At 69.7% G+C, this 15,517-nt stretch carries 3 protein-coding genes; 1 reads left to right on the forward strand and 2 read right to left on the reverse strand.

The genetic code is table 11. From position 1 onward, the window contains the following. Positions 1 to 509 precede the first annotated feature (509 nt). On the forward strand, positions 510 to 6,164 hold the full coding sequence (locus tag ACFVU3_RS06830) for a DUF4011 domain-containing protein (protein ID WP_390064330.1): 5,655 nt from the start codon (positions 510 to 512) through the stop codon (positions 6,162 to 6,164). An 82-nt stretch (positions 6,165 to 6,246) separates the two neighbouring features. Here the strand turns inward: ACFVU3_RS06830 and ACFVU3_RS06835 are convergent, their stop codons facing one another. Next, positions 6,247 to 8,508: a UvrD-helicase domain-containing protein gene (locus ACFVU3_RS06835; RefSeq protein WP_390064332.1), complete on the reverse strand. Its 2,262-nt coding sequence runs from the start codon at positions 8,506 to 8,508 to the stop codon at positions 6,247 to 6,249. Next, positions 8,505 to 15,329 carry a DEAD/DEAH box helicase gene (locus ACFVU3_RS06840; protein WP_390064334.1) on the reverse strand — a complete coding sequence of 2,275 codons (6,825 nt, stop codon included), beginning with the start codon at positions 15,327 to 15,329 and terminating at the stop codon, positions 8,505 to 8,507. The genes ACFVU3_RS06835 and ACFVU3_RS06840 overlap by 4 nt, the downstream gene beginning before the upstream one ends. Positions 15,330 to 15,517: the final 188 nt, after the last annotated feature.

Genomic DNA, 15,517 nt, shown 5'->3' on the forward strand with positions numbered 1-15,517 from the left:
CCCGCTTCGGCGCCGGCTCAGGCAGCAACGGCTCGATCAGCGACCACAGTTCATCCGACACGATCCACGGCCGCGACTGACGTTTCCCCACGGCTAGACCAACGACCAGCCGAACCGAAAGTCACATGATCAACAGCTTCTGTTAGGACCTCTTACTGCCCCAACGACGGATCAGGCCCGAAGTCGGCGACCTGCATGGTGGCGGATCCTCCGGGCGGGCTGTTGACCTCGCCGCTGCCAGTCGAAGAAGGCCGCGAAGGCACCGGCAACCTTCTGCGCAGGCATATCGACACATTCGACCCACTGGGCCTCAAGTGGACCATCCGGGGGCGCGGAACGGCCGGTGTGGAGGCAGGTCGTGCCTTCTGAAGCCCTGCCGTCCCGCCTCTTCCGCGCTTGTTTCGTCCTCCTGGAGATCTTCCCCGGACGATGGGGGCGACGCACCGCTATGCTTCACCCATTTCGTCTCATGCCTTCACGGCATCTCCACAGTGAGGGAGCTGCGCTGTATGCCCCGTCAAGGCTCGCTGCCTGCCGCGGACCGCGCTCGGCTGGACAAGCTGCTCGCCTCATGGCGGGACTCGCTCATTGACCTGAGTCTTCGCAACCGGCTGCTCAACTATCAGCGCCGCTCCTCGTCCGCGGGCATGGATCTGGTTGAGCCCGGACTTGCAGGGGTGCTCGAAGGACTCTCCCGGGGCTGCACCTTCTCTGTCGTGCGCGACGGGGAGCCTGGCGAAGAGATTGCCGGTTCGGCCCCGACCCGCGAGGCGACCCCGACCAGCTCCACCACCGGCGCCAGGGCGATCGACACCCCCGCGTCCCGAGCCGGAGTAGGCGCCAACCGCCCTGGTGTGCAGCTCAAGACCTCCAAGACCACCCAGGCCGAGCAGGTCCGGCACCTACGGCGTCTGGCCCTGGTCGCGCGGGAGAAGTTCAACGACTACGGCCTCTGGGTTCTCCATTTGGGCGTGGGATTCCTTGACTGGACGCCGGTCTCAACCGCGGAGAAGAGCTTCAGTTCGCCCTTGGTGATCGTGCCGGTCGTTCTGGAGCGGCGTCGCGGGGACTCGTACGTCCTGAAGATCAACGCGAATGAGGAACCGTCCCTCAACCCGGCCCTCGCCATCAAGATGGGCGAGTTGGGTGTCACATGGCCGAGCGTTGAGCAGGTGGACCACCGAGACATTCCGGCTCTGATCGCGCGGGTACGGAATGCGGTCTCCGGGATGCGCGGTTGGAGAGTCACCAACCGAGTCGTGCTGGACACGTTCAACTCCAGCAAGGAGGTCATGTACCGGGACCTCCTCGACAACGCCGACCGAGTTCAGGCCAGCGACCTCGTGCGAGCGATCGGGCTCGGCGCCGACTCCGGAATCGCGTCCGGAACCTTTGCCTTCGAACCTGTCGACACAGACCGCATCGACGAGGTCCAGCCGCCCGAGAACGCTCCGCTCGTGCTCGACGCGGACTCGTCGCAGCGGCAATGCGTCGCTGCCGCGCTCGAAGGCCGCAGCTTCGTCATGGACGGGCCGCCCGGCACCGGCAAGAGCCAGACGATCACCAATATGATCGCGGGCCTGTTGGAGCAGGGCCGCACCGTGCTGTTCGTCAGTGAGAAGGCCGCCGCCCTCGATGTGGTCCGCAACCGCCTCGGCGATGTCGGTCTCGACGACTACGTCCTGGCGCTGCACAGCAACAACATGGGCCGGAAGCAGGTGGCGCAGGAGCTCGGCCAGGCGCTTCTGGCGCCTCGCCGTACCTCACCCGGCAGCGCCCAGGCGGACCTTCAGCGCGCGCGTCAGCTGCGCATGGACCTCTCCGGATACGCGGCGGCGATGAACGAGATACGCCCAGGTCTCGACGCGAGCCTCCACGATGTCCTGGGGCAGATCTCCCTTCTGGACGATTCCCACCCACTGCCCCCCGGTCCCGCCTTCGACGCGGCGGCCCTCACGGCTGAGCGGCTCGGTCATTCGACCGTGGCCGCCCGTCAGGTCAGCAGGTCGTGGCGTCCTGCGGCCGAAGGTGCCGCGTTCTCCTGGTACGGGCTGACCGCCGGCGAGGACCCGCTGCAGGCGCTCGACCTGACCACCGAGACCCTGGGCGAGCTGGCGACGAGGCTGCTGGAGCACACGGCCCTCCTGGCCGAACTCGACTGGGAGGGAGTCCGGGACACATCCCGGCTGATCTCCCTTCTCCGTGTCGCCGACGGACGGCCCACGCTGCCGCTCTCATGGCTGACCACCGACCACCACCGTCTGATCACGGACGTGTCGGACTTCCGGCGCCGTCTGGGCGAGGTCGTCGAAGCCGAACGCTCGGCGGAGCGGAAACTCGGAGTGGCGTGGAACCGACTGCCGGCCGAGGCGGACTCCACGCCGAGCCCGGAGGAAACCGCTCTCGCAACTCTGCTGCCCCCGGCGATCGACCTCGGTGCACTCACCGCTGACGCCACGCGCGAGCTCGGCGATCGACTGGAAGCCGATGCCGCAGCACTCGACGAGGCGGTCAAGTCACTGGCGGCGGTAGCCGCGATGTACGGTCTTCCGGCACCCGAGACCTGCGACGAGGCGCTTCGCCTGGGGCGCCTCGCCGGCCTGGCGGGGCACGCCGACGACGCCAAGCCGCCGGCGGTATGGCTCACCGGGGACAGTGCGAAGAGCGCGAGGGTCGCCGCGCACGTCCTGCGTGAAGCCGTCGACCGGCTGCGTGAGGCCCGGCGAAAGGCCGAAGAGTTCTTCACCGAGCGGGTGTTGCAGGAGGAGTCCCTCGAGGACGTGGCACACCGGTTCGCTACCGTGCACCGGTCCATCACGGCAAGGCTGACCGCGGCATGTCGCGCGGACCGGCGGGTGGTGCGGTCGCTTCTGCCCGAGGGCGGCAAGTGCAGCAAGGCGGTGCTGGCCGCGCTGCCGGGAGCGGTGGCCTGGCAGCAGGCGGCGCGGGCCCTGGACACCGAGGTCGGTCGCCACGCACAGATTCTCGGCACATACTGGCAGGGCGAGGGCACCGATTTCGAGGGACTGGGCACCCTCATCGGACGGGCGGACGAAATCCTCGGGCTCGCCCCCCGGGTGATCAACCATGACGCGTTGGCACGCGAGATGGCTTCCGGAGGGGAACCGCGTGCTGCTGCGAGGAACACCGCGGAACAGGCTGCCGCCCGGCTGACCGAGTGGCGGGATTCCCTCGTGCTCCCGCCCATGCCCGGGCCGTCGTACGAGTTGGAACCGGGAAGCCTCCGTGCCGCCGCGCAGTGGAGTCGCGCCCATGTGGCGCCGCTCCGGACCGCGGAGCGCCTGATTCGTACCGTGGAGCGGGCAGCCGCCGAGGACGGATCCGGGGTCGCGGCGCCAGGCACCTGGACCCTCACCGCCGCACGCGTGGCCGTCCGCGCCGTACAGGCGGCGCGTGTCGCCGTGGCCGAGTTCCGGTCACGGGCGGAAACGGACCGGGAACTCCTCGGAGACCTCTACACGGACCGGAAAACCAGGGTGGCCGACCTGACCACCGGCCTGGACTGGATCACCACGCTGCGCGAGTCGTGCGCGCTTCGGCAGGAGGCTTCCCTGAGCGCCTCCGCCGCCGAGACTCTCTACCGGGCGGAAGCCGACGCGGAACTGGAAGCCGCCGCCGACGCGTGGTCACGTGCCTCGGAGGCGCTGGCGGGGCTGTTCCGGGCGGAACGCGCCGAGCAGCTGCGCCGGATGTTCGCCGACGGCCACGACGTGGCCGTCAAGGCGCTCGGCGTCCTGGACGGTGACCGCGGTGGTCCCGACGAGTGGCGCGCCTACGACATCGGGCGCAGCGCCCTCGACGGTCTGGGCCTCGGGGACCTGGTGGATCGGGCGGTGCGCCGAGGGGTCGCTCCGGCAGACTTCCCGGACGTGGTCGAACGCGCGGTGCTCCGTGCCTGGGCGGATCTCCAGCTGACAGCCGACCGACGACTGGCCGTCTCCCGGTCCGACGACCGCGACGACCTGGTGACCGGCTTCCGGAAATTGGACGCGAAACTGGCCGACCACGCCCGTCTGCGCGTCGTCCAGGCGTGCGACGGCCGCCGTCCCCGGAGTGCGAACACCCCGGGTGCGGCGCTGCTCAAGCGCGAAGGCGAGAAGAAGAGCCGGCACAAGCCCGTACGAGAGTTGCTGGAAGCCGCCAGGGACACGGTGTCACGGGTCAAGCCGTGCTTCATGATGAGTCCGCTCACCGTGAGTCGTTTCCTGCCGCCCGACTTCGTCTTCGACGTGGTGATCTTCGACGAGGCATCGCAGGTGCTGCCGCAGGACGCCATCAACTGTGTCTACCGCGGCCGGGCACTGATCGTCGCCGGCGACCAGAAGCAGCTTCCGCCCACCGCGTTCTTCTCCTCGGCGGACGACGACGAGGAGGACGTAGAGGACGAGGAGGCCCCGGACAGGTTCGCTTCCGTGCTGGACCTCTGCAAGGCGAGCGGGCTGCTGGAGAGCCTGTCGCTGCGCTGGCACTACCGCAGCCGCCACGAGGACCTGATCGCCTTCAGCAACCGGGAGTTCTACGACGAGTCGATGACCACCTTCCCGGGGGCTCACGCCGAGGGGGACGACGTCGGCGTCGCCTTCTACCGCGCTGCGGAAGGCGTTTACCGTTCCGGTGCCGCCGCTCGGAACAACCCGGGGGAGGCGGCGGAGGTGGCCCGCCGGGTCATCCACCACTTCAGTACGCGTCAGGGCAGATCGCTCGGTGTGGTCGCACTGTCCCAGTCCCAGGCTGTCGCGATCCAGGACGCCGTGGACGCGGCACGGCAGAGGCGGCCTGACCTCGACGCATGCTTTTCCGAGGACCGGCTGAACGGATTCTTCGTCAAGAACCTGGAGAGCGTGCAGGGCGACGAGCGGGACATCATGATCCTTTCCGTCGGCTACGGCCCGGACGCCCAGGGCAAGTTCTCGAAGAACTTCGGCCCGATGAACAAGGCCGATGGCTGGCGCCGTCTGAACGTCGCCGTGACCCGAGCGCGCTACCGCGTGGAGGTCGTGGCCTCGTTCGAGCCGGGTGAGGTGGGAGACACCGGTAGCAAGAGTTTCCGGCACTTCGGCCGCTACCTGCGGTATTCGCAGAGCGGTCCGTCCGTGCTTTCCCAGGAGTCGGTGGACCCGGACGCCCAGCCGGAGAGCCCGTTCGAGGAATCCGTACTGGCGGTGCTCCGCAACTGGGGCTATGACGTACAGCCCCAGGTCGGTGTAGCCGGCTACCGCATCGACCTGGGCGTCCGGCATCCGGACCGGCCGGGCCTGTACGCGTTGGGCGTGGAGTGCGACGGCGCCATGTACCACTCCTCGAAGGCCGCCCGCGACCGTGACCGTCTGCGTGAAGGAGTGCTGCGAGGGCTCGGCTGGGAGCTACACCGGATCTGGGGCACCGATTGGTACCGCGACCGCTCCGGGGCCGAAGCCCGGCTTCGTGCTGCTGTCGAACGCGCGGTGGCCCTCGCCAGGACGAGCACCCGTAGCCCGCGCGTGGTCGCAGGCAGCTCGGCGGGACCTGAAGCACCGTCGCTGACGGTGTCGTCGCCGCGAGCCGAACCGCTGAGCGGGCCCGCACGGCGGCCCTCTTCGGCTCGTGGGACCGGAACGAGGGCCGTCGGCGCCCCCGCTCCCTCCGCGCGGCGGAGCGGAACCGTGCCGGCTCCGCGACGCGACGAAGCCGCCCCTGTCACCCGGTACCCGGTGACAGCACTGGCCGAGACGTCCCGTCGCCGCGTCGAGAACGAGCTTTCCCAGATCCGTGAGTACCTGAGGCAGCCGGAACCCCTGGACACCGCCACCGACTACCGGGTGCGCGCCGACAACCGGCGCCACTGGGAGAAGCGGTGCGCGCAGCTCAAGGAGCGTGCCACCTTCCTGGAGGCCCTTCTCAGGGCGGTGCCCTCCACTCCACGCGCAGCCGGCGGCCAGATGGTCGCCCCTGGCCGCTTGGTCGGCCTGACCTTCGGTGGGTCGAGGGACGTCGAGGAGTGCGAAATCACTTCTCAGAGTCCGGCGACGGAGGAGGGCGAGGTGCTCAGCCCGTTCACGCCTCTCGCCGTTGCCCTGCTGTGGTCCACAGCAGGCTCCACGGTCGAGTACGAAGACGGCTCAGGGAAGCGGCGGACCGCCCACATCCGGCACGTTCGCGACTGAAAGGCCGTATGCCCCGCAGGACCGGGCGGCTGAGTCACCCCGAGACTTTCCTGTCTCAGGGAGGCTCAGCCGCCCGGTGTGTTCATGAAGTGGGCATGTGCATGAGTGGTTCGAGGAACGGGCTAGGACGGCCGTGCCAGAAGATGGCGAGGCTGTCCCGGGACCGGGTGGCCGCGACGAAGAGCAGAGAGCGGGCCCGCTGGAGCTCGCGCCGGTAGCGGACGGCATCGTCGCTCCGTAGGCGGTTGACCGCTTCCCGAGGCACGAGCCCGTCCCGCACTCCCGCGATGACCATGCGCTGGTACTCGAGTCCCTTGAAGCGGAACATCGTGCCGATGTGCACGCCTTCGTCTCCCCGGGGGCCCTCGGGGCCGATCTCGACGGCCTTGATCCCCTTGTGGGCGAGCAGGGTGTAAGCCAGCTCGCTCGCCATGGCGTTGGTCGGAACGCAGACGGCGATCTGCCCGGGCGGTGTCGGCAGGGCGATCCAGTCGGCGAGGAGCGTGGCGATCGACTCCTGCTCGGCCTCCCAGTTGTCGCAACCGTGCAACTGCGGGAGGCTTCCGGTCAGGACGGACCTGTACCCGGCCAGGTCCTCGGTGCTGCCGTCCAGGTCGTCGAAGCTCTCGCCGCTGAGTACGCCGAGTGCGGACCCAAGGATCTGTCGTGTCGTCCGGTAGCTCAATGTCAGCTTGGCCGAGCGGCCGCGGATGTGGACACCGAGGCTTCCCAGCGTGACCTGGTTGCCGTAGATGCGCTGGTGGGTGTCGCCCACGAGGAAGATGTCGTTGGCGGTACGCGGCGCCATCGCCCGGAGCAGCTTCCAGTGCGCGGCCCGCAGGTCCTGTGCCTCGTCGACGACGATGTGCTGGAATCGGTGCCGCAGCCAGCCCGCTGACCCGGCCTGAAGATGGATGTTGTCAAGACCACCCGCCTCCTCCCGCTGACGCTCGACGGCCTGGATACGCCGCTCGCGGTCCATCTCCAGCCGCGCGGCGCGCTCGGCGACCTGTTCCCAGGTCTGCCGTCCGAGGCGGTCGAGCCGCTGGGTGAACCGCTCCGCGAGCTGCCAGATCTCGGCGCGCTCTGCCCGTGCGATGTTCTTGCCCCGGCCGGCTCGGCGCGCACGGAAGTATTCGGTCCGGGAGACGACGGCCTGGCCCAGGATGACCTGCGACCACTCGTCGTGCAGGAACTGGGCGTCCCACCCGGTTTCACCCAGCTCGTCGAGCATGGCACGCCACTCACGGAGAGCCTGGCTCTCGTCGAGCGTCTGCTTGGCGCTTCCGGGCTCGGCCTCGCGTACGACGCGCAGCGCGAGTTGATCGACGTGGCTGATCTCCACGCGCGCCAACAGCTCCTCGCCACCCAGCTGGAGGAGACGGGACCTCAGGTCGGCGGCAAGGTTCTTGTTGTACGTGGTGAGGAGGACTGGCTTGTTGCGGCCAGGAGGCAGCCGGTCCACCAGGTGCTTGACCCGGTGCAAGGCCACGATGGTCTTGCCGGTGCCAGGCCCGCCCCCCACCCGGGCCGGACCCGAGTACTCGCGTTCGACGAGCCGGGACTGGGTCGGGTGGAGGAATACCTTCCACCGACCGAAGTCGCCGCCCTCCAGGGCTTCTCGTAGCGCCTCGTCCGTCGTCGTGACCATGGTGGCGGGCCGCTCGGCGGCGGCCCGGAAGTCGTCGGTGTCGACGGGGTCCGGAGCGGAGACGGGACTGGTGATCTGCTCCAGTACCGCGTCGTACGACGCACCGTCGTGGAGTGCGAGCAGGACTTCCGAGGTGAGCTGAGGGGCGTACTCCGCCAGGCCGAGAAGCTGATCCTCGGTGGTCAGAGTCCGGACGACCGGTACGAGCGGTCCCGCAACGCCGAGGTCGGTGAGCTGCTCGTCGGAGAACGCGGCGAACAGAGGGACGGGGGTGGGCGCGGGCGCCGGGACGGGCTCGGCCGGAGGGGTGACGTTCCTGGGAGCCGCCGCTCGGCGAAGGACGCTCTCCTCGACGATCTGGAGGTCGACGTACTCGATACCGCCGGTGATCCGGTTGATGCCGTACGAGAGTCGGTCGAGCTTCTCGTACGCCTCCTTGCGGTGCTTGACGGAGACGATGAGCCAGTCGGTGTCCGCCAGACGCAGCAGCAGGACCCTGTACTCGTCGTTGACACGGGCCGACCAGAGTCGGTCGTGGCCCTCCAGCTGCTTCAGCCGCAGGCCCCGGAGAAGGGGATTCTCCTTGAACTTGTGCTGGAAGTCGTAGATCGCACCCTTGACCGCACGCGGCAGTCTGAGGATCTCCTTGTCCGCCTTGTCGAGCAGACGCAGGGTCACGCCTGTGGTCGTCATCGGTGCTGGTCTCCGTCGTTCGTGTCCGTGTCTTCGCCCTCTGCCGTGGCAAGGAGGCCCTTGATGTCTTGGGGGGTGCAGGAGGCGGCTGTGCGGATCTGCCAGCCCGCCGAGGCGAAAGCCCTGTCCCGGTCCTCCGCATCGTGATCCCGTTCTCCGTCGACCGGGCGGTGGGCCGTCACCACGGCGATCCGAGCGGAGGGCCAGGCGAGTTCGGCCATCCAACCGTGCTCGTCCAACTCGTAGCCGGCTTCCGGCGGTACCACGCCCAGAGCGCGGAGCCCCTGGCTGAGGGGGAGCAGGCCGGGTTCATCGGGGTCGAGGAACTCCAGTACCTGCTCCCAGTCGGTGTCATGAACCGTATCGGAGGGCCGGGCTGACCCAGATGTGGGGACGACTGGGGCAGGCTCTTCCGCGAGGCCTTCGGCGGGGCTCGCCGTAACGGCGGCCGGCTGCTCGACCCGCTGTGACTCGAGCCAGCCCGACCCCCCGGTGACGGCGAGGCCGTCGGCGGTGAAGCCTTCCAGCAGGCTGGTCGTCAACTGGACACTGTCACCGCCTCCGTGCTCCAGGAACTGCAGCACATTGCTCCAGTAGAGCCAGCCCTGCCAGCGTCGCTTGTGCGCGGACTCGTCCGAGAGGGCCCGGTCGCTGTCGTCGAGCAGGGTCAGCGCGGTCCACACCGGCGGCCGGTGCCGACCGTCCGCGGCAGCGGTGACCACACATCCTGCGGCGTCGACCGCGGAGAGCAGCTGCACCGGCCCCTTGGGCCCCTGCGGGGCGCCGCCCCGCAGCGCCGTGAGTAGTTGTTCGCCGACCGCTTGAGGATGCAGTGCGGCGATCCGGGCTCCGGCGCCCAGTAGCCCTGCGACGGCGGCCTCGGCGCGCTGCTGCCACAAGGAAGCGTCCGGGGTGCGCAGATGGGCGATCAGAAGGTCTGCCGGATTCACCCAGAGGTTCGCGGACAGCTCGCCGGGCAGGCCGCCGTGCACGCCCGCGTAGTAGTCGCGGGCACGCTTCTGGCCCTGCTCGCCGTACGGCACCCAGACTGGGTGTTCCGGCCCCGTGCTCGCGTAGCCCGTGTCACGGACTCGGGTCCGCCAGTCCTTCACGTCGTAGTAGGTGAGCTGGAAGACCCGTACTCCGTCGGCACGCAGCCGGGTGCGCTTGGCTGCGTCGTCGGCCAGCCTGTCCTTGTGCTTGGGGCCGGCATGGAACTCGTATCCGTCGAGGTAGAGCGCGATCCGCGGACCGGGTGCGTCGGTGCGCTCGAAGAGGACGTCAGGCCGGGTGCCGTCGAGGACCCGCTGCTGGGAGACGCGCCAGCTGACGGTGGCTCCGTCGATGCCGGTCAGTCGCAGGTCCAGCGAGTACGTTCCGGCCGTGGTCGTGTAGGCGTCCGCGCTGGCCTTGGCCGAGGGCTGCTTCGCCCATTCGCCCAAGGTCTCCAGGAACATGACCTCGAGATCGCTCTCGGCCTGCCGCTCCAGAGGGATCTGGTGGGTGGCCGCCACCGGTGAGGTGGCCCAGTCGCCGCCGTCGGCTCCCAGCAGCTCGTCGAACATCTGCCGGACCTCGTTGCGGCTGACCTTGTCGTAGTCGCCGGCCGGTACGCGGCGCAGCAGGCAGCGGTGGCAGCCGTCGAGGCCCTTCTCGATGCACGGGCAGCTGTCGATCACCTCGCGGGCCTTCAGCAGCACTTCGCGGAAGCCGTCGGAGGTGGCGAGCCGGTGCAGGTAGCCGGTGCCGCCCGGCAGCCGGTCGTACACGACGAGGAAACGGCGAGGCCATTCCACGTCGTTGCCGTCGGGCATGGACGCGGCAGTGATGTCGATGTGGTCCGGGTCGCCGCCGTAGCGTGCGGCGATGCCCACGAACAGGGCGGCGGTGAAGGACGCGAGGCGTTCCTTGACACGGGCGACCGACGCGGGAAGCAGGATACGGACGGCCTCGGTGGTCAGCTCGTGGGCCAGGAGCAGGGGAACGTCCTCACCCTTCCCCTGGCCTTCCGGGGTACTCGTGCGGACCTTGCGGCGCGGGCACCACAGCTGGTGGTGAGCGCTGGCCCTGGTCGCCGCGGCAAGGGATTCGGTGAGTGCGTCCTGGTGGTGATCCACGACCGGGCGCCCCTCGGAGGTGGCGCCGCCGCAGCTCGTGCAGACGTAAAACGGATTGATCCGTACGTCGGCGCCGGCGAGGGGCACGGTGCTGCTGCCGTCCTGGCGGTCGAGGCCCAGGTTCAGCGTGCGCACCACCGCCTGGCGGGTGAAGTCGACGCCGAAGACGGCGGTGTCGTGGCGCCAGGAGCCCATGGCCAGGTGCACCGGGTCGATGTCCACGGTCGTGAGGCCGGCGTACCTCTTGCTGTCGCGCTCGTCCTTGTCGTCGCGGACCCGGGCGTCGTCCCGCTTGTCGCGCGACATGACCCGCTTCGGTTCGAGGACGCGCTGGACACAGCCGGCGTCGGCGATCTCCCGGCCGCCGCACCGGGGGCAGGGCGAGGCATCGGCCTGGGCGTTCTCCGTACGGACGTAGCCGCAGGCGGGGCACAGCCGCCACACCGACCAGGCGCGACGCTCCGGACTGCCGATGTCGAGGGCCCGGACGACGTGCTTGTAGCCGTTGACGTAGAAGCTGTTTCCGGGCGCAAGCTCGGACAGCGCGGACCGGCGTGAGCGTTCGTAGTCCCGGACCTCGCTGTGGTAGGTCTTCTTGGCCCCGTCGGTTTCGGGCTGCTCGGTCCAGTAGAGGGTGGCCTCCAGCTGCGTGGTGGTGTCCGAGAGGGTGTAGTTGGGCAGGAGACCGAGCTCGACGAGGGCCCCGTGGGCGCTGGTCTGGTTCAGGTCGCGCAGCAGGTTGCCCGTCGCGTTGCGCTCGGCGCGCAACTCGCGCCATTCGCGTTCCTGCTCGGGATCGCTGCGCACGAGCTGGTCCATCGCCGTGTCGATGGCGTGGATCCGGCGCCGGAGTTCCTCACCGCGGCCCGTCCATTCCTCCTCGGCCTCCTGGAGCGCGCGCACGATGCCACCGCACGCGTACGTGCGCAGCTCCTCGGCGGCCTGCTCGGAGACCCCGGTGTCCGGCCGGCCGGGGAGGGAGGGGAAGAGGTCCAGGAACGATTCGACGAGCACGGCGCCATGGGCGAGGGCCGCGTCCGCGAGCTCCTGGCACCAGGCCGTACTGCCGAACAGCGCCGACACCAGGCGCGGCGCGGGCTGCAGCGGCTCACCGTCACTCGTCGTGAGCCGGCCCCGGGCCGCGAGGTCCAGAAGGTGCGCCGTGTACTGGCGGCGCAGGATCTCCACCGCGGAGAGGTAGCAGCCGGGCGGCACGATGTCCCCGGCGATCATTTCCCTCGGCGCGTCCAGGTAGTACAGGTCGCGGGCCCGGCGGCCGCCGAAGGCCACCACCAGGGCGTTGCCCGTCTTGCGGCCGGCCCGGCCCGCTCGCTGCACGTAGTTGGCAGGGCCCTTCGGAAGCGATCCCAGCAGGACCGCGGACAGGTCTCCGATGTCGATGCCGAGCTCCAGAGTCGGAGTGCACGACAGCACGTTTGGGTCGGTGTAGTGGGTGCCGTCGCGGAAGGCCCGCTCCACGCGCTCCCGCTGGGGCCGGGTGAGCATGCCGGTGTGTTCGGCCGTGACCACCCGGAACGTGCCACCCGTCCGGTACAGATGCCGGTAGTAGTCGTCACGGTAGTCGCGCGGCCGGGGGCCGCCGAAGCTGGTGGAACCGGAGGTCGGCACCGTGGCCTGACCCGGTTGCGGTGCGGTGATCTGTCCGCGGCACCGGTACCGCGGACAGGGATGGCCGTACCAGCGGGTCCGCCGGGAGGGATGGACCACCTGCTGCCAGCCGCACGCCTCACAGGTGACGAATGCCTTGTTGACGATGTCGTCCTCGAGCAGCCGCACCTCGATGTGGCCGGGCTGCAGGCCGTAGACCTTCGTCGTCCGGTCCTGTGCCGTCCGCACCGCGAGCAGCCCCTCGTCGACGAGGACGGGCAGCAGCCTGCGGAGGTACTCGCCCGCCCCGGGGGCATCGAGGCCCAGGCACCGGCGTGCCCAGTCCTGGTACCAGCCGGCGCGAGCCGTCGTCGAGTCGAAGTCGGACCTGCCCTTGTCACCCTCGAGCAGGAAGCGCGGCGCGGCCACACTGTCGGGGAACGCCGGCATGCCGTCGGGCCGACCACCCCAGATCTTGAACCGGGTCACACCGGCGTCCTTCATCCACGGCTCCAGCCACCGGTGCCGGACGCCACCGCGAACTCGGACCCGCTCCAGCAGTCCGCGGACGAAGGCGAGGTAGCGCTCGGCCGTCGGCAGTCCGGTGCCCAGCAGCTGACCGGGCAGGGCCATGTGCAGGTCGCGGGCGAGCATGGTGATCCGGTGCTGGTCCTCGATGACGACCTCGGCGGCCGCCGTCCGGGTCAGCTCCAGGGTGCGGCCCTGCCGGGAACGGAGCCCGAATTCCATGACGGTGGCGAAGGCGAGCCGCTCTCCGATGAGCTTCCAGGTCCGCAGGTCGCCCGTGCCCCGCCCGGAGAGCAGCCGGTCCACCCCTGGCTCGTCGTACAGATCGGGCGGGACGACGGCGGCGAGGGCCTGCGGATCCTCGACGGAGTCGAGCACGTTACCGATCAGGTCGTTGAGAGCCGACGGCTTGCCGGACTCGTCCAGGTTGCGCGCGAGGAGCGAGCGCAGCGAGAACGTGAACGACCGGTTCGCCACGTAGCCCGCGCGGTGGGCGGCGTCCTGGGTCGAGTCGTTGAACAGGAGGGTCTTGCGCTCCTCCGCTTCGAGCGCGACCTCCTGCCCGGTGAACAGCTGGGTCACCGTCGCGGCCGCCAGGGCGGCCGGCCGAGTGCCGAGGAAACGCATCGCGTTGTCGGTGTCGCAGGCGGGGCAGCGCTGATCGACGGCGGCTCGGTCGGCGGTCTTCTTCTCGGTGATCGCCAGGACGAAGCTGGCGTCCTGGAGGTTCCCGGCGTCCTGGGCGACCGGCAGCCGGTACGTACCCTGAGCACCGTCCAGGATCAGCGCCGGCGACTGTCCACCCCCCGTCGCCGGCCGGGACTGGCTGACCGCCGCCAGCGTGTCCTCCTGCTCCGCGGCCGTGGCGGCGATGAAATAGCGGACCCGCCGCTTCTCCCGCCCCACGCTGGCGCGCCAGATCTTGTCGTGGGCCATCACCAGCTGCTGGGGATCAGCCTCCGGCGAGATGGCCGCCCAGCCGGAGCGGCCGCAGTTGCGGCAGTACACGGCGGGCAGCCTTATGCTCGCCTGTCGCACGGTGGTGTCCGCACCGATCGCCGACTGCGCGCGATGAGAACGCGTCACGTGCCCGATCTGACCGGCTTCGGGCTCCTCGTCGCCCTCAGGGGGCGTCGCGGGCAGCGCAGAGCGCCGAGCGCGATCATCCTCGTACCAGTGGAACTCGGGCTTGCCGGGGCCGACTCCGCGCACGATCCGGCCCACCGGCCGGACCCACAGGTGGGTCTCCACATGAAGCAGGGGCCGCGGGTGGCGCTCGTCCGACTCCGGATCGCGGGCGGCCGACAGCAGGGCGACGAACCGCGCGAGCGCGGCGAGAGCGAGGCGGGGATTCTCCCGGGCGGTCCGGCCCCAGGCGTACCCGAACCGGCCGAGGCGGTCGCGGAGCTCCCATTCGCTCAGCGGATCCCCGTCGAGAAGGGACAGTACCCCCTGAGTGAAGTCGTGCTGCTTGAGCAGCCGTCCGATCTCGAAGGCGGACAGGCCCTGCTGTCCCAGCATCCGTGCCGCCAGGGCGTTGAGATCGAGCTTGTCCGGACGCGACACCACATCGGGGCCGCCCGAGCAGGCGATGACCTCCTCGGGCGAAGGCGGTTCGGGCAGCCCGTAGTTCACCGGCCCGGTGAATTGCTCGGGCGTCATCCGTTCCTCGCCCACCAGCGCGTCAGAGGAGAACGGCATCCCGAAGACCTGCGCCGCCACCTCCAGAATGGAGCCGGGGCCGGCCCCGGGGCCGGCCTCACCAAGGGTCGCCGAGGTCGCCACCGGGCAGATCGAACCGAGGGGACGCCCGGGCTCGCTCTGACCCGTGGTCATCGCCAGCCGGCGCAGCAGCATGGCGACGTCCGTGCCCTGCGCCCCGTCGTAGGTGTGGAACTCGTCGAGCACCACGTATTGGATCCTGGAGTCCTGCCACAGCGCGCGGTCCTCGGTCCGCTGGAGCAGCAGATCGAGCATCTTGTAGTTCGTGATGAGCAGGTCGGGCGGCGACTGCCGCATCTCCTCGCGCCGCGTCATCACCCGGCGGAAGTCGGTGTCCGGTCGGTCGCCGATGTAGAGCCCCGCCGTCACCTGGGCCAGGTCCGGCTGCGCGAGATAGTCGCCGATGCGGCTTGCCTGGTCGGTGGCGAGCGCGTTCATCGGATAGAGCAGCACGGCCTTGACCCCGGTCCGGCCGAGGGCCTTCTCACGGCGGCAGTGGTCGAGGACGGGCACAAGGAACGACTCGGTCTTTCCGGAACCCGTGCCCGTCGTGACCAGCGTCGGCAGGGCGGGCCCGTGGAGCGTGCTCAGCCGCTCGTACGCCTTCGCTTGATGCCGGTACGGGGTGAATCCCGGGTTCCACTCCAGGTGCTTCTCCCAGCCGGCACCGGCCTTGTGGAAGGGGGTCCTGATCCGCAGATAGGGACCGCGGAACATTCCGGTCTCGGGATGCTCCAGGAACCGCTCCAGCGCCCGCCGGGTGTCCTCGTCGGTGAGCGCGTACGTCGTCGTGAGGTACTGGGTGAGACTGCCCCGCAGCTGCGCGGCGGCCAGCGTGGGCCTCACGACGTTCTCCTTCGTTTCGTCCCAGGTCGGTGAGCTGCGTCAACGGTATACGGAGCCGCCGACATCGCTCCTGGCAATGACTGATCGCGAATGATTCAGGCCAGCGACAGGCCGGTGCCTGGTCATGGCCGTCCAATGCACCGTCCGGCGGTGGCTGACTCACGTACAGTCACCGGATCTTTGGGGCG

It is taken from the genome of Streptomyces sp. NPDC058052 (genome assembly GCF_042885515.1).
Lineage (GTDB): Bacteria > Actinomycetota > Actinomycetes > Streptomycetales > Streptomycetaceae > Streptomyces.